Below are 21,774 nucleotides of genomic sequence, written 5' to 3'. Positions count from 1 at the left end.
TGCGCCCGCCGGCGGTGTGCTCGGTCGAGGGCGCCGGCGTCCGGCCGCGACGGGCGTCCCTGCCGGCGGTCCTGGCGGCGGAGCGTGCCGAGATAGCCGTGCTGGACGCGGAAACCGTCGCCGGCGACGACCTGGCGGCCGCCGTCACGGTCCGCTCGGCGCGTCCGTTCCGGCCGCGGACCAGGGTCGTCCCGCCGCCGTCAGGCACCCCACGGCAGCGCCTGATGGAGCTGACCGGCGTGCTGGTCGCGCACGAACCGCCCACCATCGTCGGCCCCGTGGACGCCGCCGGCGCGGCCGACGCGCTGCTGGCCTTCCTGGAACGCAACGGCTACCTCGGCGAGCGGCTCTCCGCCGGGCCGTAGCCGCGCTACCGTCGGCGGTGGCTGCCCGGCGCCCGGCATCCGGCACGCGGCATCCGCCGTATCAGGGCTGTTCCTGCCAGGGCCGCCTCCGTAAGGGCTCCCCTGGCAGGGGCAGCCGCCGTACCAAGCGCCGTTGTCCCGTGGAGGGTGGACCTTGAAGGCCGTCAACCGGCAGATCCGTCTCGCGGCCCGTCCGGTGGGCCTGCCCGCCTCCGGCGACTGGGAGCAGGTCGAGACAGTGGTTCCCACCCCGGGTGAGGGGGAGTTCCTCGTCGAGATCAGCTATGTCTCCCTCGACCCGGCCATGCGGGGCTGGATGAACCAGGCGCGCTCCTATGTCCCGCCGGTGCCGCTGGGGGAGGTCATGCGCGCCTATGCGGCCGGCCGCGTCGTCGCCTCCAGGAATCCCGGGTTCGCCGTGGGTGACCATGTCACCGGGCCGTTCGGGGTTCAGGAGTACGCGGTCTCCGACGGCCGGGGCGTCGTCACGGTCGACACCGGCCGGGCGCCGCTGCCGACCTACCTCGGCGCGCTCGGGATGCCGGGCCTGACCGCCTACTTCGGGCTGCTCGACATCGGCCGCCCCCGGCCGGGTGACACCGTGGTGGTCTCGGCGGCTGCCGGTGCCGTCGGCAGCGTGGTCGGCCAGATCGCCAAACGGCTGGGATGCCGTGTCATCGGTATAGCAGGTGGCGCACGCAAGTGCGGCTGGCTGGTCGACGAGCTCGGTTTCGACGCGGCCATCGACTACAAGGAGCAGAATGTCGAGGACGCGCTGCACAAGTACGCCCCCGACGGCGTCGACATCTATTTCGACAATGTCGGCGGTGACATCCTCGACGGCGTCCTCGTCCACCTGGCCCTCGGCGCGCGGGTGGTCATCTGCGGCGCCATCTCGCGGTACAACGCGACCACGCGGGTCAGCGGACCGCGGAACTACTGGTGGCTGCTGATCCAGCGCGCGTCCATGACGGGGATGCTGGTCTCCGACTACGCCGACCGCTATCCGGAGGCGACGGCGGAGCTGGCCAGCTGGCTGGCGGACGGTTCGCTGCGGGCCCGCGAGGACGTCGTCACCGGCGGGATCGGGTGTTTCCCCGAGACGCTGCTCCTGCTCTTCTCCGGCGGCAACACCGGCAAGCTCGTACTCGAGATCGCCGGCTCCGCCCGCCTGAGCCGGGACGGCTGAGATGACCTCCGGGACGAACGCGCGGTGGTCCGCACGACGGGGGACGCAGCCTGCGTCGTTCCTGGCCGGATCCAGGGCAGCCGCCCGGAACAACGGGAGAGTCCGATCTTCTTCGAGACGTCGCTGTTGATGCTGACGCCGTGCTTACGGCCACGGCGCGCGCACAAGAGGTGACGCTCGCAAGAGGTGGCGCGCACAGGAGGTGAGAGGTGCCCGGGACGGTGCTGAGAGCATGGTGATCACCCCCTGTTGGGGGACCGCCGGATGAACGCGGAGACGACCGTGCGGCGGGTGCTCGCCTGGGCCACCGAGGCCGCTGGAGCCGCTGGCGCCGACCGGCCGGCGGGTGGTGACGCGGCGAGAGGGCCGGGGCCGCCACCGGTCGGCCCGCTGCGGGACGTCGGCGGGCTCGGTCGTCCCGGTGCGGCCACCGTGACGGCGCTGCGGGAGCTGATCCGCGGCACGGCCGCCCGGCTCGGGACGGGATCGCCTCCGTTCGCCGACCCGGTGCCGGTCGGCCCGGGGGCGCTGCTGCTGGCCGCCGCGGTCGGCGGGCGGGCCGAGCCCGTGCCGGCGCGGGCCCTCGCCGAGGCGTCTCCCGCCGTGGGGCTGCCCGCCGGTGGCTGGGCCGACGCGCTCGCCCGGCACGCCGTGGTCGCTCCGGCCCTGCTGGCCTGCCGGACGGTACCCCGCACGCCAACGCCCGAACGGACGGCAACATCCGAACAGGCAGCGATATCCGAACAGGCAGCAACAGCCGGGCGGGCAGCAACACCCGGGCGGACGGCGGACTCCGGGCCGGCCGCGGCATCCGGGCCGCCCGGGCCGCCCGGGCCAGCAGGGGTGCCCGGGCCAGCCACACCGGCCACACCGGTCGGGCTGGCCACGCCGGTCGGGCCGGCGGCGGAGCGGACGATCGACGCCGAGCTGGCCGACGCGCTGCTGCGGGCGTCTCCCCTGACCGCGGTGTTGTACCGGCCGCCGCTGGCCCGGTTGGCCCGCGGTGCCACCGCGACGCAGGCCGCGGCCGCCGTCGGCCTGCTCGGCCGGCCGCGTGGGCGTGCCGTGCTGACCGCGGCGCTGGCCGCCTGGTCGTCCGACCCGGCGGTGCTCGCCTGGCGCGCGGAGCTGCTGACCCGGCTGTCCAACGATCATCCCGATGTCGTGCTCGACGTCTATCTGCTGGCCCGGCTGCGCCACGGCGCCGACTGGGACGGGCGGCTGGGCGCGGCGGCCCGGGCGCTCGCCGGCACCGGGCCGCCCGACGACCTGCCTGTTGCCACCATCCGGTTCTGGGCGCCGCTGGCCGTGCTGGACCAGCGCGACCCGGAGCTGATCCGCTCCCGGATGTTCCTGGACGGCCACCGCGACGCGCTGACCCTCGTCCGGCGGTATCGGCTCGCCGTGTCGGTGGCAGGTGCGGCATGAGTGCGGGTGTACGCATGTTGCGGCTCGTCCCCCTCGACCCGACGGCGTTTCACGATCGCTACGTGTTGGCCGAGACCGACGAACCGGAGCTCACGCTCGGTGAGCTGTTGGCCGACCTGCCGGCGTTCAGCCTCACCCCGCTGGATCCGGCCTACCTGGACGTACCGGTCCGGCGGCTCGTCCTGGAGCTGGCCGAACCCGACCCGTCGACCCCGCTCCACCTCCCGCCCGGCCTGGACCTGACGGCCCTCGCCGCGGCCGGCTCCCCGCGCGACGGCGGGCCGGCGGCCGGCACCGACGCCGCGGACAACTCGGCTGCCAATCCCGCTGCCGGCGCTGGCAGCGGCCCCGGCAGCGGGATTGGCAGCGGGATTGGCGCGGACGTGGACACCCACGTCAGCAGCACCGGGCGGAACACCCCCCTGCCCGGGCAGGGCGGTGACACAGCCGGGCGGGACGCCGACGCGGCCGGCCCGGCCGCGGCCGCGGAGTCCGGGTATCCGGAGACGCTGAGCGAGCGGGAAGCCGTGCTGATCGCGCACGACACGGAGATCAACCGGGCCGCCGCGTACCTGGAGAGCGGCCTGTCGGTCCTGGTGCGCTGCGAGAAGCTGCTCGTCGAGCACCTGGCCCACGAGATCGCCGGCCGCTCCGGACGGCCCCAGCGGACGCCGCGGCCCGCCGGCGGNTGGCCCGCCGGCGGCGCCGCGACCGCGGTGCCGGGGACGCCGTCCGGGCCGGGGGAGGCGACCCCGCTCGGTGGCGGGCGCCGCGCCGAGCTGCTGGCCGCGTTGCAGGCCGCGGTCGCCGACGCCAAGCCCGGTGACGTGGTGGTCGTCCCGCATCTGGACCTGCTCGCCGGCGGCAGCGACGCGGCGCTGACGAGCGAGGCCCGGGAGCTCGCCGACGTCCTCTACGAGCGCAGCGCGTGCGTGCTGCTGGCGTTCACCGACCCGTCCCTGGTGATCCCCGAGGTGCTGGCCAACCGGTTCGCGGTCCGGCTGTCGATCGAGATCCTGCCCCGGGAGGTGACGACCGGCTCCGGCGCGCGGGTGCCGGTGGGGCGGGCGCTGGTCACCCGCGAGGAGGCCGGGCTCTTCGACGGCTTCGACGCGGCCGACCTGTACAAGTACGTGGCCGGGATGAACGCCGTCCGGCTGCGCAACGCCCTGCGGTTCGCCTACCACCAGCACCGCCCGGCGCTCCGCGAGGGCGACCGGCGGCCCACCTTCGCCGACCTGCGTCACGAGCTGCGGGTGTTCAAGGCCCGTACGTCCAGCTCGTTCGAGGTGCCGAACGTGCCGTTCTCGGCGATCGGCGGCTACGCGGAGGTCAAGGCCGAGCTGGCGCGGGCGCTGACCATCATCGGCGGCGCCGTCGACCTGCCCGCCCATCTCCGCCACGACCTGGTGCCGCGGGGGTTCATCTTCCACGGCCCGCCGGGCACCGGCAAGACGCTGTTCGCCAAGGCGGTGGCCGCCCGGCTGGCCGCGACGATCCTCGTGGTCAGTGGGCCGGAGGTCACCGACATGTACGTCGGGGAGAGCGAACGCAAGATCCGCGATCTTTTCGCCGAGGCGCGGCGCAACGCCCCGGCCGTGGTGGTCTTCGACGAGTTCGACTCGATCGCGGCCAGCCGCACCGGCCGGGGCGACGGCGGCAGCCGGGCGGGCAACGCGATCGTCGCCCAGCTGCTCACCGAGCTGGACGGCTTCCGCCCCGAGGTGCCGGTTCTGATCATCGGTACGACCAACCGGATCGACCTGATCGACGACGCGCTGCTGCGGCCGAGCCGATTCCGCCCGATCAGGATCGGCCTGCCGGACGAGGACGCCCGCCGGGAGATCGTCCGGGTGCACGCCGAGCATTTCGGCATCCCGGTCGGCCCCGCGCTGGTGGACGCCATCGCGCGGGCGACCGAGGGGTTCAACGGCGACGAGATCCGCTCGGTGTTCCGCGACGGCCGCGCCGACGAGCTGGTCGGCGACCCGCGGCGGCCTGCTGACGCCCGCCGGCTCGGCGAGCTGATCGGGGCGTTGCGGGCAGCCCGACAGCAGCGGGAGCTGGCGAAGAGCCCGCCGTCGGACCGGCGCACCGAGGACGCCATACGTCGTGACATCACGGATACGCTCCCGATCGTCACCGATGGGGAAGAATTCACCACGGACACGGACGGGAACTCCCGGGCCGGGACGTCCCGTGCCACCGGTACCAGGCCCGGCCGGGGAGAGAGCACCGCGCCATGACCACACCAGCGCTGGACCAGCCGACCAGGGTGCTGGCGCGCACGTTCGCCACCCGGCTCCGCGACGTCCGGCAGGACTTCGTGGACCGGGACGAAGCGGTCGACCTGCTCGCTCTGGCCGTCCTGTGCCGCGAGCACGTCCTGCTCGTCGGGCCGCCGGGAACCGCCAAGAGCAGCCTGCTGGAACGCTTCCGCCGCACGCTCGACGCCTGCTGCTTCAGCTATCTGCTGACCCGGTTCACCGAACCGGCCGAGCTGTTCGGGCCGATCGACATCCGGCGGCTGCAGACCGAGGGCGTCTACCAGGTGAACACCGCCGGCATGCTGCCCGAGGCCGACATAGCCCTGCTCGACGAGGTGTTCCAGGGCAGCTCGGCGATCCTCAACACCCTGCTCACCCTCATCAACGAACGGACCTTCCACAACGGCACCCGCATGGTCGACACCAGTCTGATTACGCTGCTCGGCGCGTCCAACGACATTCCGGACGATCCGGTGCTGGCCGCGTTCAGCGACCGGTTCCTGCTGCGCTGCCGGCTCGACTACGTCCCCGACGACGACATCGAGGACGTCCTCACCCTCGGCTGGCGCGGCGAACAGGAACTGATCAATCCGGCGGCGGCCGGGGCAGGCGGCCCGGCCGGGCGCACCCGGGTCGGGTTCGGCCTCGCCGATCTCGGCCGGCTCCAGCGCGCCGTCGCCGACATCGACCTGACCGCCGTGCGCGGGCCGTTCGCCCGGATCGTGCGCTCCCTGCGCGCCGAAGGCGTCGTCTTCTCCGACCGGCGGGCGGTGAAGGCGCAGAAGACGTTCGCGGCCCGCGCGCTGCTCGCCGGCCGCGCCGCCGCCGAACTCGCCGACCTCGCCCCGCTCGTCCACCTGTGGACCAACCCACGGGACGAGCAGACGATACGCCGGATCGTCGCCGACGCCGGCGTGCCCGTCGACCGGCCCGGCCGTACCGTGCGCAGCTTCGGCGAGCTGCGGATCGACCTCGCCGAGCTGGCCGGCCAGCGTGCGCGGGTGGCCGGCGCCGAGGAGTTCCGGGAGCTGCTGCGACGCGGCCAGCGGCTCGTCCTGGAGCTGCGCCGCGACCATCCCGACGCCCGCGACCTGCTCGCCGACGTCCAACGCCACCAGCGGGAGACGATCGCCATCTACCGGGAACGGTTCGCCGAGGAGGAACTGGTCGATGTGTAACCCGCGCCGGGTCCGCGTCCGCGCCACCCGTGACCTCAGCGACGCCTGGGAGCAGGAGGTCCGCCGCCAGGTGACCCGGCGCGGGCAGGCCACCGGCGACGCCCGGATCCGCGAGCCGCTGACCGCCGGCATCGGCGCGCCCACCCTGGCCGCGCTGACCGGAGTCCTCGCCCGCACCGCCGGGTGGGAACGTGACGGCGAGTCGTTCCGGCACGCCCTCGACGGTGGCTGGCTGAGCTACCACCCCGCCACCCGCGAACTGGAGATCGTCGCGGAGGCCGTCGCCGAGGTGACGGCCTCCGGCGAGGCCAGCGCGGTCGTCCGCGGGCAGCTCGCCGAAACCGTCGAGGCCGAGGGCGAGGGCATCTACTACGACGACAACTACGGCGGCCGGACGCAGCGGTACGCCCGCCGGGAGGCCGCGCGCAACGCCGAGCGGGCCGTCGACGCCCAGGTCGAGGCGCTGCTCGCCGCCGCCCGGCAGCAGGCCGACAGTGCCGAGGGCACCGCCGTGAAGGCCGCCGCCGCGGCCCGCGCGGACGCCGCCCTGGCCGAGGCCGCCGCCGCCCGCGCCGAGGCGCTGCGCCGGGAGGCAGCGAAACGGCTGGTCACCGTCGGTATTCAGGGGCGCAACATCTTCCACCAGGCGCTGGCCGGGGCCTACCGGGACGCGATCCTGGCCTACGCCCGGGCCCGGCACGCCGAGGGCATCACCTGGTCGGAGAACGACGGTGTCCTCGACATCGAGTTCGAGCTGCGGATCTGATGGCCCGGCCGGATTCCGGCCGCCAGGCCACGGATCGCAGCCTTCGATTCTCGATTTCAGGTTCTGGGCTCCGGACTATGAAGCACGGCCACGACAGACCACGACCGACGAAAAATGATTTCGGGACACGGATTACGGGATTCGGGGGTGGGGCATGCGGGTCCGGGTGAAGTTCCGTTACCGCGCCGACAGCGGTGAGGTCGAGGTGTTCCGCGTCGAGGACACCGGCGAAGGTGTGCCCGTGGCCGACCACGACGCCCGCCACGACCGGATCACCGCCGACGTCGCCCGCATCGTCGAGAACAACGCTCTCATCGAGCAGGAGGCCCTCATCGAGCAGGAGGCCCCCGTCGGGCAGGAGGCCCCGCGGCCGGTACCGCTGGTCCAGGAGCGGCAGGCCGGGCAGCGGCCCGGCGAGCGGGAGCCGTCGACCGGACGGGCCGAACGAGGGCAACGGCTCCATGACTGACCGTGTGCTGCTCGAGCGGGCCGCGAGCTGCTACCTGCGGGCGGGGCAGATCGTCGAGGCCGCGCGCTGCTACCGGGACGCCGGCTCCTTCCAGCGGGCGGCGGAGCTGGCCATCCGGATCGGCCGGTACCGGGACGCGGTCGCCGACTACACCGCGGCCGGTCTCCTCCACGTCGCCGCGTGGCTGCTCGTCCACAACCTGGACGACCCGGCCGCCGCCCGCGCGTCCCTGCCAGCCGCTCCTGGCCCCAACCCTGATCATGATTCGTTCGAGCCGTCGGTCGGGCTCACGGCCGATCCGGCTGTCACGCCGTCGAACGTGCCGGCTGGTTCGGCCGGCATGGTGGCTGGTTCCCTTGGATCGGTGGCCGGTGCCGTCGAGCCGATGTCCGGTTCCGCCGTCGGACCGGTGCCCGGCGTTGCCGGGACGATGGGGGGACCGGCGGTTCCGCCGGTGCTCAACGTCATGTCGCGACGGCTGGTGCTGGCCCGTTGCGACATCGCCGAAGGGCTGCCCGCCCGGCGCATCCTGCCCGTGCTCGCCGACGTCCAGGCGATCCTGGCCGAGCCGCTGGCCGGCGAGCCCACCTGGCCCGTGGCCGCGGCCGACCTGCGGATCGAACGGTGGGCGGTCGCGCTGGCCGAGGCCGCGCACCGCTACGACCAGGTCGCGCTCGTCTTTGCCGCGGCTGTGCGGGGACGGCGTACCGGCGCGGAGCAACGGTGGGCCGAATGGTCGCTGCGGGTCCTGCACACCGAGCTTGTCCTGCCGCCCGTCACCACCACGCCGGCCCTCGCCGCGCCGACCGAGGCCGGGGTGACCAGCTCCGGACCCTCCGCTGCCGGGCCGTTCTCTCCCGGCGGGCCGTCCGCTCCTGTCGGGTCATCTGCTCCTGGTAGGCCGTCCGTCGTCGCGGGGTCGGTCGCCGCATGGTCCGCGACCAGCCCGTCCGCGAGGTAGTCGATGGCTCTGGGACCTGGCAGTCCGGCGTCCGGCCAGGGGCGGCGTCCGCGTCCTTTCGCCGGGCGGGAGATCCCGCCGGCAGCGGTGGCCGGCTTGCCCGGGCCGGCTGGCCCGGGGCCGGCGGTGTTCCTTGCCGGCAGGTTCGGCTCCGCCTCCGCGGCGCTTGTGTTCGCTGGTTCACTCGTGGCAACCGGGCATGGCGAGAGCATCCAGTTCCTCCGGGCCGACGGAGCGGCCCCGACCGGGACGCCCGCTCCGACCGGGACAGCCGGCCCGCCCGGCGCCGGTGGATCTGCCCTGACCAGAGCAGCCGGCCCGGCCGGGGCTGGCGGATCCGCTCCGGCCGCGGCCGGGGCTGGCGGATCCGGGCCGGCCGGGGACTGGTGGGTCGCCGCTGACGTGGCCCTCGACCTGGGCCGGGAGCTGGTGTCGACCGCACGCGGCCGGCTGTACGTCCGTGCCGGCGAACGCTTCCTGCCCGACCGCGGCTGGGACGCCCCGCCGACCGCGTCACCGGCCGCGTCACCGCCTGTGTCACCGGCCCGGTCGCCAGGCGCGCCACCAGCGGCAACGCCGGCCACGGCGGGCGACGATCGTGGGTCGGTGCTGGTGTCCGGGCTTCGTCCGGTGAGCGTCGTCGAGGTTGTGCGGACGGCCGGGCTCCATCCGGTGGCGGCTGGCCCGTCCGCCGAGGCGGTGGTACTGGTACCGGGCTCGCAGGCCGGTGGGGTCGTCCAACGCGCCCTGGAGCTGGGGCTGGACGTGCGGTACCGGCCTGTCCGGCTCGTCCCGCTGTTCGACGACACCACGCCGTCCGGCACTGCCACGGGCGCGGGGCCCGGCGCCGCCGTCGAGCCGTCATGGTCCGCCGTCGGCGGGCGAGGGACGGGAGAGCCCGTCGCCGGGGCGTCCGGCGGCGGGCGAATCATCATCGAACTACGACTTTCTGTGACGGATCCCAGGGTCTCCTGGGCATACGGGCAGAGCACCGGGGCGCCTTTCCCAGCATCGACTGCGAGTTCGACTTCGGCATCGGCGCGGGGGGAGCCGCTGCTCGCGTCGTTGCTGACGGCGCTCGATCACGACCCGTTCGTGCTGGCCTGCCGGGTCACCGGAGGCACTCTGCTGGTCCAGCACGCCATGGCGTCCGCCCTGCCCGATCCGTTGCTCGCCGATCTGGTGGACGCCGGTACGTGGGTGCTGGCCGACGCCTCCTTCGGCTGCTGGCGGCTGGTCGGCCTCGGTGCGCCCACGGACGCGGCCACGCTCGTCCGGCTCGCCGACGACTACCCGCTGGAGACGCCGGACCCGACCACATCGGCGGTGGACGGCACCTCCCTGGCAGCGGCCGGCGCATCGCCGCGGCTGGCGGGGCGGCCGGTCGCGATCGTCCCGGGCCGTACCGGCGAGGCCGACACCGACGCGGCGCTGCTCGACGACGACGACCTCGCGGCCGTCCCGCTGCTGCTGGAAGGGCATCCGCTCGCCGAGACCGCGTTCGTCGTCCGAGGCCGGGACCGGCATCTGCTGCTGGCCCCCGGAGGTCTGCTCGAACGGCTGCCGGTCGGTGAGCCGCTGTACTGCCTCGGGCCCGGCCCGCTGTTCCTGCCGGTCGGCTACCGGANCGCGCCCGCGGCTGCCCCCGAGCGCCCGCCGGGCCCTGTTCGGCGCCGGGGACGACATCGCCGTGGTGGCGTTGCCGGACCGGGCCGTCGCCTTCGACCTGGGTACTCGCCATCCGGTGTGGACGCTGTGGGCCGGCCCCGGCCCACAGCTGGACCTCCAGCTTCCCCCGGAGATCGAGGCGGCGCTGGCGGATGTCGACGCGCAGGTCACCCCCCGGCCACCGGAGCCGGGGTCCGACCTGGCGCCGCAGCCGTCCGCCGACGGCCGGCAACGCGCCCGGGGGCTGTGGAAGAGGCTGCGCAACCACGCCCCAGAGGCGCCTCCAGCGCCGCGTACCTGGCTGGATGATGCCCTTGCGGCAGAATTTGCGGACGACTGGGTCCGAGCCGCGGAGCTCCACGAACGCAACGGCGACCCGCTGCGCGCCGCCCACCTCTACGAACGCGCCGCCCGCCGCACCGGAACCCGCGCCTCTCCGTAGGTCCGTAGGTCCACAGGCTTCCCACGCCCGTAGGCTTCCCGCGCCCGTGGGGTTCCCCGCGACCGACCGCCCGCGAAAGCCACCGGACTGGTCGCGGGGTTTCCGCCCCAGATGTAGGTGGAAAGTGTCGTGGCGGCAACGTTTTTCACCTACGGACTTCGCGCCCGTAGGTGAAAAAACGTTGTGTCAGTAGCGGTTTCCACCTACGGCATCTCTTACGGCAGCCGGTCGTAGGCGGCGAGGGTCAGGAAGTCGGTGAAGTCGTCGGCGAGGGCGAGCTCGACGAACAGCGCGCGGGCCTGCTCGAAGCCGGCCGCGTCGTAGCCGTCGCCGGGGGACTGCCGGATCACGGCCAGTTCCTCCTCGACGAGGCGTTCGACCAGCTCGCGGGTCACCGGTGTGCCGCCGTCGAGGACGACGCCGCCGCGCAGCCACTGCCACACCTGGGAGCGGGCGATCTCGGCGGTGGCCGCGTCTTCCATCAGGTTGAAGATCGCGACGGCGCCGGTGCCCCGCAGCCAGGCGCGCAGGTACTGGAGGGCGACGCTGACGTTGTTGCGCAGGCCCGCCAGTGTCCGCTCGCCGGGCGCGGAGACGACGTCGAGGAGGTCCGCGGCGCTGACCCGAACGTCCTCGCGGATGCGGGTGAGCTGGTTGGGGCGCTCGCCGAGCACGCCGTCGAAGACCTCCCGGCACGGCGCCACCAGGTCGGGGTGGGCGACCCAGGATCCGTCGCAGCCGGCCTCGGCCTCGCGGGTCTTGTCCGCGCGCACCCTGGCCAGGGCGGTGGCGTTGACCTCGGCGTCCCGGCGGCTGGGGATGAAGGCGGCCATGCCGCCGACCGCGTGGGCGCCGCGCCGGTGGCAGGTGCGCACCAGCAGGTCGGTATAGGCGCGCATGACGGGGGCGGTCATCGTCACCGCGTTGCGGTCGGGCAGGGTGAACCGCTCACCCCGGTCGCGGAACTTCTTGATGATGCTGAACAGGTAGTCCCAGCGGCCCGCGTTCAGCCCGGCGGAATGTTCACGCAGCTCGTAGAGGATCTCCTCCATTTCGAATGCCGCCGGGATCGTCTCGATGAGCACGGTGGCGCGGATTGTGCCCCGGGGAAAACCGAGGGCGTCCTCGGTGTGGACGAAGACGTCGTTCCACAGCCGCGCCTCAAGATGGCTTTCCAGCTTCGGGAGGTAGAAGTACGGGCCCCTGCCCGCGTCGAGCTGCCGTTGCGCGCAGTGGAGAAGTACAGCCCGAAGTCGAACAGGCCGGCGGAGACGGGCCGGCCGTCGACGAGCAGGTGCTTTTCGGTCAGGTGCCAGCCCCGGGGCCTGGCCACGATCGTGGCCAGGGTGTCGGCGAGGGCGTAGCGCCGGCCGTCCCCGCTGGTGAAGTCGATGGTGCGGTCCAGGGCGTCCCGCGGGTTGAGCTGGCCGGTGACCATGTTCTCCCACAGGGGGTGTTGGCGTCCTCGAAGTCGGCCAGCCAGACCTTCGCGCCCGAGTTCAGCACGTTGATCGTCATCTTGCGGTCGGTCGGCCCGGTGATCTCGACCCGGCGGTCGAGAAGGCCCGGCGGGGGCGGGGCGACCTGCCAGTCACCCTCGCGGACGTCCCTGGTGTGGGGGAGGAAGTCCAGGTTCGCGCCGGCGGACAGATGGGCCTGCACCTCGCCGCGCCGGGCCAGCAGCTCACCCCGCCGTGGGCCGAAGCGGCGCTCCAGATCGGCGACCAGCGCCAGCGCCGGGAGGGTCAGGATCTCCTCGAAGCGTTCCCCGACAGGGCCAGTGATCTCCACGCCGGCGGGAACGTCGGGGAATGGGACGCCAGGCTCGGCCACACGCATCTCCAGGAATTCCAGGAATCTCGGACGACAGAAGAAGATTTCGCGCGGTGGAACGCTTCGGTGAAGTTCTCGTCAGACCGTCGGTGCTCCCCGTTCCCGACGCTCCCGAGGTAGCGGTGGACACGGGGGCAGGGCTGAAGCGGTCACGAATCTATCGTGATCCGTTCGGCTACGCCGGCTGTGGCTGCTGTGCTGACTGTGACTGGCGCGCCGCCTGTGGGCGGTGGGAGCGGGTGCGGACGGCGGCGCAGAGCAGGGCTGAGAGGGCCGCGACGCCTGCCATCACGTACCAGACGCGCTGGAAGGCGTCGAGCGCGGAGGCGGGGGACGGCGTGCCGAGGACGGCGACGAACACCGACACCCCGAGCACGGCGCCGAGCTGCCGGAACGAGGAGTTGATGGCGCTGCCGATCCCGAACCGGGCCGGTGGCAGCGACGCGGCGGCCGCGCTGCCGAGCGTGGGGAGGGTCAGCCCGATGCCGGCACCGGTGAGCAGGGCCGCCGGCAGCCAGTCGGTGACGTAGTGCGGGGTGGCATCGATCTGGGTGGCGAACAGCAGCATCGCCGCGGTGAAGGACAGCGCGCCGGGGACGAGGACCGCGCGGTGCCCGAAACGGTCGGCCAGCGCGCCGGCCAGCGGGGCGGCGACACCGGCGAGCAGCGGGCTCGGGGTCACCGCGAGGGCGCTGCGCAGCACCGACCAGTGCCACACCGTCTGCAGGAAGATGATGTTCGCCAGAGTGACGGCGAAGAAGGCGGTGGCGAACGTCAGCATCCCGGCGTTCGCCACGCTGTAGGCGCGGACCCGGAACAGGCTGAGGTCGACGGCTGGCCGGGCGGCATGCCGGGTCCGGACGACGAACAGCGGCAGACCGACCGCGGCGACGAGGAACGCGCCGATGACGCGGGGGTCGTCCCAGCCCCAGTCCGGCCCCTCGATGATGCCGAACGCGACAGCGCTGAGCGCCAGCGTCACGAAAAGGATGCCGAACGGGTCGGGGATGCCGGTGGCGCCGGTGTCCCGGCTTTCCCGCAGCACCCGCGCGCCGACCAGCGCGGCCAGCAGACAGATCGGCAGGTTGACCAGGAACACCCAGCGCCAGGACAGATACTGGACGAGCACCGAGCCCAGGACCGGTCCGCTGGCCGCGGCGAGCCCACCCATCGCGCCCCAGATCCCGATCGCGGCCGAGCGCTTGTGGGGCGGGAATTCGGGGAGCAGCAGAGCCAGCGACGACGGCACCAGGATCGCGGCGAACACCGCCTGCAGCGCCCGGGCGGCGATGAGCACAGCGGTGCCGGACGCCAGCCCGCAGGCGGCGGAGGTGACCGCGAACCCGATCAGCCCGATCTGGAACAGCCGTTTGCGGCCGAACTGGTCGGCCAGCCGCCCGGCGAGGACGAGCAGCGCGGTGAGGACCAGCGCGTAGGCGTTGAGGACCCAGGCCAGGCCCGCGGTCGTGGTGTGGAAGCTCCTGGTGATCGACTCGAACGCGACGTTGACGATCGTCGCGTCCAGGAAGACGACGAACACCCCGATCGAGGAGATGGCGAGAACCGCGCGGGCGCGCCCGCTCCTCGGCGCCCGCCGCTCGTCGGTGGGCGCCGGCGCCGCTTTCCCGCCCGGTGCCGCTTTCCCGCCGGGGGCCGCTGACGGCGTGGTCGCTGGCCCGGCCGCCGGCCCGCTCCGTGGCGCGGCCGGCGGCTTGGGGGCTGGCTCGGCGGCTGGCTCGGACGGTAACGTCACNCTGACGACCCGCCGGGCGGACTGGGTGGCTCGGCGGGTGACGTCACCGATGGCTCGGCCGCCGGTTCGGCCGGCGATCCGGCCGCTGTCTCGGCCTGCGATCCGGTTGGCGGCCCGGCCGCTGCCTCGGCTGGCGATCCGGTTGGCGATCCGGCCGCTGCCTCGGCCTGCGACCCGGTTGGTGGCTCGGCCGCTGCCTCGTCGGTAGTGGTCGGTACCGCTGGGTTGCTCACTGTTGCTCCTGCCGGTGGTGGAGGCGGTCGACGGTCCTGTCGAGTTCGGTGGTGATGGCCGCGCTGCCGTAGCTGCCGCCGGGAACAGCGACACGGCTGATCAGCGCGGTGCCGAGCCCGGCCATTCGCACGGTGTGGTCGACGAAGTCCTCGACCGGCGGCCAGTCCAGCTCGGGTTTGCTCAGCAGCAGCGACACGCAGCCGTGGATGGCGGCCCACAGGCTCAGCGCGAGCGGGCGCGTCTCCCCGCGGAACACCCCGGCGTCCACGCAGTCCTGGACGGCCCGGCTCATCTGCCTGAGTGCCGCTCGGGCGGCCGTCGTCGCCGCGGCCGCACACCTCTCACCATGGGTGAGGGGTCGGCCCATCATCAGCAGCCGGTACTGGACGGGATGGTCGAGCCCGAACCGGACGTACGCCATGCCGCACCGGCGCAGGGCGTCCAACGGGTCCGTCACGCCGACGGTGGCGGCGGTCAGCCGCTCGTCCAGGTCACCCCAGACCTTCAGGCAGACGGCGTCGAGGAGCGCGGCCTTGTCGGCATAGTGCAGGTAGACCGATGGCGTCGTCACACCGACCCGGCGGGCGACCGCACGCACGGTGACGGCCTGTTCGTCCCCGGTTTCGACCAGCAGGGCCTCGGCCGCGAACAGGATCTCCTCGGCCAGTCGGCCGCCCTCACCCCGGCGCGCCCTCGTCCGCCCGGCTGACACCATGGACGAAGGTTGCCAGCGTCAACTTAACCTTGTCAACTCACGCTGTCGCTGTCGCTGTCGCTGTCGCTGTCGCTGTCGCTGTCGCTGTCGCTGTCGCTGNGGCGGGAGCCGGTCCGGGGGCCGCTGTCGCGGCGGCCGTGCGCCCGGCCGCCGGGCGCGAGCCGGTAAAAACGGGAACATCCCATAAAATCAGGAAGGCCTTGTGGCGAGGATCGGACGGCCGGTGGTGGGTGTTGCCGGCGTGTCGCCGATGACAGGCTGGCCCTTTTGTTCTGAAAAACGACTGAGTTGTTCCCGAAAATCCGTCGCGGCGGATATCGACCTGACCGGGGTGTTCCGGCGGAATAGGCAGTTTGGCGCGCCGGGAACAGTGCGCTGATGCGTCTGTTGTCTCGAGTTGACGCTGCACGGTAGCGAAGTAGTTTTATTCCTACAAATAGCTGGCTCGAGCTGGAGGCGATCGTATGGAGCAGCAGCAGGCGCAGGAGCTGGAGCAGCGGCTGCGGGAGGACTGGGACCGGATTCGCCATCAGATTCTCGATCAGTTCGTCCAGGTCAGCACCGCGGATCTGGACGCCGCCGCCAGCGTCAACGATCTCGTACGGCGGATCGCCGACAGGTCACACCACACCGAGCCCTACGTCGAGACGCGGTTGCGCGAACTCGTCGCCGCCACGGTGTCAGCCGGGCAGGCTGGGCCTGAGCAGCCCGGGGAGCAGGCCGGGCAGGCCGAGAGCGGGGGTGAGGGGACGCGGCCGGGCGCCGAGGGCGAGGGCGCCCGGCCGGCCACGGCGGAGGCAGGCGGGCAGCCGGGCGCCGAGGCGGAGCAGGGTGGTGAGGCAGGGGATTTCAGCCAGCCCTCCGAACCGCTTGGTGGGCCACGACAACCGTTCGGCGGGTCGGAGGATCCGCAGCAAGAGTCGTAAAACCAGTGGTGGGGCCGGTACTGAGACCAGTGACAAAACCGGCGTCCGGACTTCTTCGGCTGATTTTCCCGGACTGAGCCCGGACCAGTTGGACCCGGGCTGGTGATTCCGGGTTTTCGCCCCGAGGAGTGTTCCCGGCGGTCCGCTCGCCGGGAACACTCCTGCCGGGGGCTTCCGGCGGGGATTCCTGCCAGCGGCACAGAGGATTCCCCGGGAGCGGGTGAAGGGTGTCACGCCTCTTCTCAGGCAGGCTGGCGCGGGCTACAGCGGGATGTTGTTGTGGCCGCCGCGGCGCCCGACCGCGGCGGGGCGTTCGTCCACGGCGGGACGTTCGTCCGCGGAGGCGAAGGTCCGCACGAGGGTGCGGCGGGTGCGGGCCGGGTCGATGACCTCGTCGACGACGCCGATGGACAGGGCGCGGTCGACGCCCCCGGCGACCCGCTGGTGCTCGGCGACGAGCTGGACGCGCAGCTCCTCGCGCCGCTCGTCGTCCGCGGCGGCGGCCAGCTTCCTGCGGTGCAGGATCCCGACGGCGGCCTCCGCCCCCATGACGGCGACCTCGGCCTGCGGCCAGGCGTAGACGGCGGTGGCGCCCAGCGAGCGGGAGTTCATGGCGATGTACGCCCCGCCGTAGGACTTCCGCGTGATCAGGGTGACGCGGGGCACCACCGCCTCGGCGAAGGCGTGCAGCAGCTTCGCGCCCCGGCGGACCACACCGTCCCACTCCTGCCCGACGCCGGGCAGGTAGCCGGGCACGTCGACGACGACCAGCAGCGGCACGCCGAACGCGTCGCACATGCGCACGAACCGGGCTGCCTTCTCCGCGCTCAGCGAGTCCAGGCAGCCGCCCTTGCGGATCGGGTTGTTGGCGATGACCCCGACCGTGTGCCCGCCGAGACGGCCGAGACCGATGACGATGTTGGGCGCCCACCGGGGCTGCAGCTCCTCGAAGGCGTTCCACGGCCCGGCGCTGTCGAGGATCTCCAGCAGCAGCGGGCGGACGTCGTAGGCGCGCCGCGCCGTCGCGGGCAGCAGCTCGCGCAGGTCCCGGCTGTCGTCCACCGTGTCCGGGTCGAAACGGCCGGGCCTGGTGAGCAGCCCGGTGATCCGGCGGGCCCGGGTGAACGCGTCGTCCTCGGTGTCGACGGTGACGTGGACGACCCCGGAGCGGCGGCCGTGCGCGTCGACGCCGCCGAGACCCGCCATGTCGATCTGTTCGCCGGTCACGCTGCGTACGACGTCGGGCCCGGTCACGAAGATCCGGCCGGACGTCGACATGATCACGATGTCGGTCAGCGCGGGGCCGTAGGCGGCGGCGCCGGCCGCCGGGCCGAGCACCACCGATATCTGCGGCACCCGGCCCGAGGCCCGGGTCATGGCCGCGAACATCCGGCCGGCGCCGTCGAGGGACTCGACCCCGTCCGCGAGCCGGGCGCCGCCCGAGTGCCACAGCCCGATCACCGGCTGNCCGGCTGGCCGTCGCGCACCGCCGTGTCGATGGCGTCGACGATGTGCCGGGCGCCGCCGAGGCCGAGGGCGCCGCCCATCACCGTCGCGTCGGTGCAGTAGGCGACGACGGGGGCGCCGTCGATCCGGCCGCGCACGGCGAGCACGCCGGTGTCGTCGTCGGGGTGCAGGGCGGTCACGGAGCCGGTGTCCAGCAGGTGGGACAGGCGTGCCGCGGGGGCTCGCCGATCGGCCTGGATGTCGTCGGCGGCGGGCCTGGGAAGAGCGATCCTGGCAACGGCGTCCTCGGGACGAGCCGTCAACCCTGTCATCTCCAGCCTCCTCCTGGCGAACCCCGGCGCATCCGACGGGTTCGACGAACAACGATGAATGACGAACAACGACTAACGACCAACGGCGGGCAGCCAGTGATTGGCGGACAGCCGATTGATGGTGGACAGCAACGAACGGTGAACGCGACGAAGCACGACGTACGACGACGTACGACGACGAACGACGAACATGACCAGCACGCCCCGCGGGGCTCGGGTGCCCGCTCCCGGCACGGGCCGGACCGGGCGGCTCGCCGCCGGGGCCGGGCCCGGCCGCGCGGAGCGTGCTGGACGGGATCCGCGAGGATCAGTCGACGATCACCGGGAGACGGTCGGCGGTCGGCCGCCACTCGTCCGTGACCGCCGTCGGCCGGGGGCCGGCCTCGGGCTCGAGGGGGTAGCGCAGCACGCTGCGGAAGTATGCGATCCGCCAGCCCCGCTCGGTGTGTACGACGACGCTCAGGTAGTCGCCGTTGGTGGTCGTCCCGTCCGACCGGAGCGCGATGTAGCGGCTGTGGGTCCGCACGGTCCCGTCCGGGTCGGTCAGGATCAGCGTGTTCACCGTCTGGTGGTCCGCCCCGTCCGGCTGCCGCTGGTCGAACAGCTCCCGGACGGCGTCGATCCCGTGCAGGTGGACGCCATCGCCGTAGCCGAGCTCGATCTCGACGTCGTCGGTGAAGAGCAGGGGCAGGGCGTCGAGCTCGCGGCTGTCGTACACGTGCGCGATCAGCGCGATGGTCTGGTGGATCTCGGCGACGTCGGCGGCCGACAGTTTGCGGCTCATGCCGGGATCGCGCCGAGTTGCTGGAGGATGGTGAGCCGGTCCGGGGTGACGACGTAGTCGACGACCTTGCCATCACGGAACGTGACCAGGCTGATGCTGGTGCCGTCGATGGTGTTCCCGGTGCCGGGCACACCCCAGACCTCGCCGGAGTGGACGCCCTGGATGCGCCAGAAGACCACGACCCGGTCACCCTCGGCCACGATGTCGGTGACGGTGGTCTTCAGGTCGGTGACGTTCTTCCGCAGGTCGATGACGTGGCTGGCGAAGCTGTCGCGGCCGAACGTGCCGCTGCCGGTGCTCCGGCTGGCGTCCTCGGCGAGGAAGTCGTCGAGCAGCTCCAGCCGGCCCTCGTTGACGATCTCCTCGTACAGGCGCCGGGCGATCGTCTTGTTCGCCTGGAGCCTGTCCGGGCTGTCCGCCGCGACGGCCGTCGCCGTCCCGGCGTGCTGGTCGGTGGTGGTCATAAATCGTTCCCTCTCATAAATGCCGTGAAGGCCGTAAATGCCGTGAACATCGTAAAGGCTGCGAATATCGTACATATCGGGACCGCGACGGACGCCCGTGCGGCCGGCACGAACGCGGCGGACGTGAATCCGCCGGGCGTGAATCCACCGGGCAGCGGTGGGCGGGAACCCCCGGCGGATCCGCCGGGGGTGAAGCCACCAGGGACGCGTGTCCCGGCACCGGCCGCGGGCGCACCGGGTGTCCCCGCACCGGGTGTCACTGCATCGGCTCACCGTCGTACGTCGGCGGCAGCAGGAAGCCGTTGCTCGCGCTGAGGCCGCCGTCGCTGGGGATCACCGCGCCGGTGATGTAGGAGGACTCGGGGGTCGCGAGAAACCAGATCACCTGGGCCTGCTCGCGCGGGTCGCCCCACCGGCGCAGCGGGATCCGCCGGTTGATGTTCGCGAACAGCCGGGGATCGTGCTTCACCGGCGCCGTGCGCGGGGTGAGGGTGATGCCCGGTGCGATCGCGTTGATCCGGATGCCCTGGTAGCCGTAGTCGAGCGCGGCCGACCGCACCAGGTTGATCGCCGCCGCCTTGGTGGCGTTGTACGCCCAGGTGTAGGGGTCGCCGCGCAGCCCGGCGCCGGAGGCCGTCACGACGATGGCACCGCCGCCGGCGGCCCGCAGCGCCGGAGCGGCGGCCCGGATGCCGAGCGCCGCGCCGCGCACGTTGACCGCGTGGACCCGGTCGAGCTGTTCGATCGCCCCGGGGGCCTCGATCGGCGGCGCGCCGCCGANNNGCGCGCCGCCGATGCCGGCGTTGAGGACAGCGGCGTCGAGGCGGTCGAAGTGCTCGAGGGCCAGCCGCACCGCCTCGACGTTCGCCTTCTCGGTGGAGACGTCGCCCTCGAGCGTCACGACGTTCTTGATGCCCTCGAGCTCGGCGAGGCCGGCCGTGTCGGGGTCCACGGCGACGACACCGTAGCCTCGTTCGGCGAACAGCTCCACGGTCGCCCGGCCGATCCCGGCGGCGGCGCCGGTCACGACGACTGCCGGAAGTGTCATGCTTGTCCCCTCTGCTGGTTATCTACTGGTGACCCGGGGCCGTCGGCGGCGCGAAAAATGATCACGCTGCTTCTGGTCCGCCGGGTGGGTCGTCCGGGGTGTCCGCCGCGAGGCCGATCCCGATGCCCGGCCGGTGCCCGCGCGCTGCCTGGCTGATGCCCGTCCGGTGCCCGGCTGACGCGCGGTGTGGGACGCGCGGGCCGGGCCCCGGTGCGCGGGCTGGATCCGCGCTCATGGGCCGGTCAGGTCGCCTGGGCAAGCGACGCCAGCCACTTGGCCACCGCGGCGGCGGTCGTCCCGGTGTCCTCCTCAAGGATGGTGAAGTGGTCACCGGGGACGTCGATGATCTCGTGCGGGAGTGTCCAGTACGCCCGCCAGTCCGGCCGGCCCGCCGTCTCGGCGGGGGTGCCGGCCAGCGNNNNGGCGGGGGTGCCGGCCAGCGGCTGTTCCGCACGGATGAGCAGGGTGCGGGCACGGACCTCGGACGGCTGCCAGTCCCCGAAGATCCGGTTGTAGGTGCCCATGGTGGACAGCCGGGAGTCCAGCGTCGACAGGTCGAAGCGGTCGAACCGCTCCACCAGCGCGGTGATCATGGCGGCGTTCCACCATTCCATCCCCGGCCGGGAGGGGGTGTCGATCGGGTAGGAGTCGACCAGGATCAGCCCGGCCGGGAAGATCCCCTCCGCCTCCAGGCCGGCGACGACCGAGTTCGCCACGCAGCCGCCCATCGAACGGCCGAGGACCACGAACGGCTCGTCCCCGACGACCTGCCTGACCGCGTCCACGTGCATCTGGATCAGCGTGGCGGCCGAGCCCGGGAGCAGGTCGCCTGTGGGCAGCCCCGGGGCCGGCACCACATGGACGTCCCGCTCGTCGCGGAACAGGCTGCCGAACCGGGAGTACTCGTGCGGGCCGGACAGCGCCGACAGCGCCGGGAAGCAGACGATGTTCGGCCGGGACGGCCCGGTCACCAGGGTCAGCGGGGGCGGGGTGTGCTCGTGGCGGTCCGCCTCGTCGAACGTCGAACGCAGGCTGGACGCCACGACCAGCAGCTGCGCGGCGGCGTTCATCTGCCCGGCGTCGAACAGCCGCCGGTACAGCCCGCCGATGCCCCCGCCGACAGCGGCGACGGCGTCGGCTGACGGCCCGCCGCTGCCCGCGCCCGCCGCCGGCGCCGACGGCGTCCCCCGCCCGGCGGAATCGGGCCCGGCGGAGTCGAGCCGGCCGGCGATGAGCTCGGCGACGTCGGCCGGGGACGGATGGTCGAAGGTGAGCGTTGCCGGCAGCCGCAGGCCGGTGTGCGCCTCCAGCCGGTTGCGCAGCTCGACCGCGGTGAGCGAGTCCAGCCCCAGCTCGACGAAGGCGCCGGCGGCGGAGACCGGGTCGGCGTCGGCGTAGCCGAGAGCATTCGCGGTTTCGCTACGCACAAGCTCGAGTATGACCGCGTCACGTTCGGCCCCGGACAGGCCGGTGAGCCGCTCGCGCAGCGCCGACCGGCCACCCGCC

The 21,774-nt window shown here is 73.1% G+C and carries 18 protein-coding genes and 2 pseudogenes (1 of these 20 only partly in view); 10 read left to right on the top strand and 10 right to left on the bottom strand.

Features of this window, described 5'->3' with window-relative positions:
* The 9 genes from FrCorBMG51_RS12960 to FrCorBMG51_RS12925 form a co-directional block, all read left to right on the top strand.
* A protein-coding gene (locus tag FrCorBMG51_RS12960; protein ID WP_052914636.1) for an adenine nucleotide alpha hydrolase family protein crosses the window boundary here: on the top strand, nucleotides 1-96 show its final stretch. The gene continues 843 nt to the left of window position 1, outside the view; the window shows 96 of its 939 coding nt (coding positions 844-939); its start codon lies off the left edge, out of view; the stop codon is at nucleotides 94-96.
* Nucleotides 97-98: 2 nt separating this feature from the next.
* Nucleotides 99-365: an adenine nucleotide alpha hydrolase family protein gene (locus FrCorBMG51_RS31190; protein WP_052914635.1), complete on the top strand. Its 267-nt coding sequence runs from the start codon at nucleotides 99-101 to the stop codon at nucleotides 363-365.
* A 154-nt stretch (nucleotides 366-519) separates the two neighbouring features.
* A complete protein-coding gene (locus FrCorBMG51_RS12955; RefSeq protein WP_175648331.1) occupies nucleotides 520-1,554 on the top strand; it encodes an NADP-dependent oxidoreductase in 1,035 nt (344 codons plus the stop codon).
* Nucleotides 1,555-1,818: 264 nt separating this feature from the next.
* On the top strand, nucleotides 1,819-2,982 hold the full coding sequence (locus FrCorBMG51_RS12950) for a hypothetical protein (protein WP_047223340.1): 1,164 nt from the start codon (nucleotides 1,819-1,821) through the stop codon (nucleotides 2,980-2,982).
* Nucleotides 2,979-5,228 (top strand): ATP-binding protein, encoded by a 2,250-nt coding sequence (locus FrCorBMG51_RS12945; protein WP_047223339.1) that lies wholly within the window; start codon nucleotides 2,979-2,981, stop codon nucleotides 5,226-5,228. The genes FrCorBMG51_RS12950 and FrCorBMG51_RS12945 overlap by 4 nt, the downstream gene beginning before the upstream one ends.
* Complete coding sequence (locus tag FrCorBMG51_RS12940; protein ID WP_047223338.1) at nucleotides 5,225-6,427, top strand: AAA family ATPase; 1,203 nt, start codon at nucleotides 5,225-5,227, stop codon at nucleotides 6,425-6,427. Before FrCorBMG51_RS12945 ends, FrCorBMG51_RS12940 begins: the two co-directional genes overlap by 4 nt.
* Entirely contained in the window at nucleotides 6,420-7,193 is a 774-nt protein-coding gene (locus FrCorBMG51_RS12935) for a hypothetical protein (RefSeq protein WP_047223337.1), read from the top strand. Before FrCorBMG51_RS12940 ends, FrCorBMG51_RS12935 begins: the two co-directional genes overlap by 8 nt.
* Nucleotides 7,194-7,347: 154 nt before the next feature.
* Entirely contained in the window at nucleotides 7,348-7,662 is a 315-nt protein-coding gene (locus tag FrCorBMG51_RS12930; protein ID WP_047223336.1) for a hypothetical protein, read from the top strand.
* Complete coding sequence (locus FrCorBMG51_RS12925) at nucleotides 7,655-8,623, top strand: hypothetical protein (protein ID WP_047223335.1); 969 nt, start codon at nucleotides 7,655-7,657, stop codon at nucleotides 8,621-8,623. Before FrCorBMG51_RS12930 ends, FrCorBMG51_RS12925 begins: the two co-directional genes overlap by 8 nt.
* 2,325 nt (nucleotides 8,624-10,948) lie before the next feature.
* On the opposite strand, the gene FrCorBMG51_RS34735 is transcribed toward FrCorBMG51_RS12925, so the two are convergent.
* From FrCorBMG51_RS34735 to FrCorBMG51_RS12905, 5 genes and pseudogenes are all read right to left on the bottom strand, one after another.
* On the bottom strand, nucleotides 10,949-11,407 hold the full coding sequence (locus tag FrCorBMG51_RS34735) for a hypothetical protein (RefSeq protein ID WP_338052745.1): 459 nt from the start codon (nucleotides 11,405-11,407) through the stop codon (nucleotides 10,949-10,951).
* Nucleotides 11,393-12,066, bottom strand: a pseudogene (locus FrCorBMG51_RS34730) (malate synthase A); the annotation flags it as partial. The gene FrCorBMG51_RS34735 and the pseudogene FrCorBMG51_RS34730, both read right to left, overlap by 15 nt.
* A complete protein-coding gene (locus FrCorBMG51_RS34725; RefSeq protein WP_338052742.1) occupies nucleotides 12,039-12,572 on the bottom strand; it encodes a hypothetical protein in 534 nt (177 codons plus the stop codon). The pseudogene FrCorBMG51_RS34730 and the gene FrCorBMG51_RS34725, both read right to left, overlap by 28 nt.
* 169 nt (nucleotides 12,573-12,741) lie before the next feature.
* The gene (locus FrCorBMG51_RS12910; RefSeq protein ID WP_157180490.1) at nucleotides 12,742-14,319 is read right to left on the bottom strand and encodes an MFS transporter; all 1,578 of its coding nucleotides are present in this window, start codon (nucleotides 14,317-14,319) and stop codon (nucleotides 12,742-12,744) included.
* Nucleotides 14,320-14,548: 229 nt separating this feature from the next.
* Nucleotides 14,549-15,268 (bottom strand): TetR/AcrR family transcriptional regulator, encoded by a 720-nt coding sequence (locus tag FrCorBMG51_RS12905; protein WP_047223333.1) that lies wholly within the window; start codon nucleotides 15,266-15,268, stop codon nucleotides 14,549-14,551.
* 464 nt (nucleotides 15,269-15,732) lie between these two features.
* On the opposite strand from FrCorBMG51_RS12905, the gene FrCorBMG51_RS12900 reads away from it, so the two are divergent.
* On the top strand, nucleotides 15,733-16,194 hold the full coding sequence (locus tag FrCorBMG51_RS12900; RefSeq protein ID WP_076843091.1) for a hypothetical protein: 462 nt from the start codon (nucleotides 15,733-15,735) through the stop codon (nucleotides 16,192-16,194).
* 261 nt (nucleotides 16,195-16,455) lie between these two features.
* Here the strand turns inward: FrCorBMG51_RS12900 and FrCorBMG51_RS12895 are convergent.
* The 5 genes and pseudogenes from FrCorBMG51_RS12895 to FrCorBMG51_RS12875 all read right to left on the bottom strand — a co-directional run bounded on the left by FrCorBMG51_RS12895 (nucleotide 16,456) and on the right by FrCorBMG51_RS12875 (nucleotide 21,695).
* Nucleotides 16,456-17,972, bottom strand: a pseudogene (locus tag FrCorBMG51_RS12895) (acyl-CoA carboxylase subunit beta).
* Nucleotides 17,973-18,279: 307 nt separating this feature from the next.
* A complete protein-coding gene (locus FrCorBMG51_RS12890) occupies nucleotides 18,280-18,756 on the bottom strand; it encodes an AtzH-like domain-containing protein (protein WP_047223332.1) in 477 nt (158 codons plus the stop codon).
* A complete protein-coding gene (locus tag FrCorBMG51_RS12885; protein ID WP_052914633.1) occupies nucleotides 18,753-19,220 on the bottom strand; it encodes an ester cyclase in 468 nt (155 codons plus the stop codon). Before FrCorBMG51_RS12885 ends, FrCorBMG51_RS12890 begins: the two co-directional genes overlap by 4 nt.
* 256 nt (nucleotides 19,221-19,476) lie before the next feature.
* Entirely contained in the window at nucleotides 19,477-20,268 is a 792-nt protein-coding gene (locus tag FrCorBMG51_RS12880; RefSeq protein WP_047223331.1) for an SDR family NAD(P)-dependent oxidoreductase, read from the bottom strand.
* Between the two features lie 242 nt (nucleotides 20,269-20,510).
* Nucleotides 20,511-21,695 carry a thioesterase domain-containing protein gene (locus FrCorBMG51_RS12875; protein WP_476742157.1) on the bottom strand — a complete coding sequence of 395 codons (1,185 nt, stop codon included), beginning with the start codon at nucleotides 21,693-21,695 and terminating at the stop codon, nucleotides 20,511-20,513.
* Between the last annotated feature and the right edge of the window lie 79 nt (nucleotides 21,696-21,774).

Origin of the sequence: Protofrankia coriariae, from assembly GCF_001017755.1 — a bacterium.
Classification (GTDB): domain Bacteria; phylum Actinomycetota; class Actinomycetes; order Frankiales; family Frankiaceae; genus Protofrankia; species Protofrankia coriariae.
This window is presented reverse-complemented; position numbering and strand designations above follow the sequence as displayed.

Excerpts from the sequence above, each read along its gene's own strand:
- FrCorBMG51_RS12890 (WP_047223332.1), bottom strand. The coding sequence starts at position 18,756 with ATGAGCCGCAAACTGTCGGCCGCCGACGTCGCCGAGATCCACCAGACC.
- FrCorBMG51_RS12930 (WP_047223336.1), top strand. The coding sequence starts at position 7,348 with ATGCGGGTCCGGGTGAAGTTCCGTTACCGCGCCGACAGCGGTGAGGTC.
- FrCorBMG51_RS12885 (WP_052914633.1), bottom strand. The coding sequence starts at position 19,220 with ATGACCACCACCGACCAGCACGCCGGGACGGCGACGGCCGTCGCGGCG.
- FrCorBMG51_RS12900 (WP_076843091.1), top strand. The coding sequence starts at position 15,733 with ATGGAGCAGCAGCAGGCGCAGGAGCTGGAGCAGCGGCTGCGGGAGGAC.
- FrCorBMG51_RS12935 (WP_047223337.1), top strand. The coding sequence starts at position 6,420 with ATGTGTAACCCGCGCCGGGTCCGCGTCCGCGCCACCCGTGACCTCAGC.
- FrCorBMG51_RS34725 (WP_338052742.1), bottom strand. The coding sequence starts at position 12,572 with ATGCGTGTGGCCGAGCCTGGCGTCCCATTCCCCGACGTTCCCGCCGGC.
- FrCorBMG51_RS12905 (WP_047223333.1), bottom strand. The coding sequence starts at position 15,268 with ATGGTGTCAGCCGGGCGGACGAGGGCGCGCCGGGGTGAGGGCGGCCGA.
- FrCorBMG51_RS12940 (WP_047223338.1), top strand. The coding sequence starts at position 5,225 with ATGACCACACCAGCGCTGGACCAGCCGACCAGGGTGCTGGCGCGCACG.
- FrCorBMG51_RS12950 (WP_047223340.1), top strand. The coding sequence starts at position 1,819 with ATGAACGCGGAGACGACCGTGCGGCGGGTGCTCGCCTGGGCCACCGAG.
- FrCorBMG51_RS12925 (WP_047223335.1), top strand. The coding sequence starts at position 7,655 with ATGACTGACCGTGTGCTGCTCGAGCGGGCCGCGAGCTGCTACCTGCGG.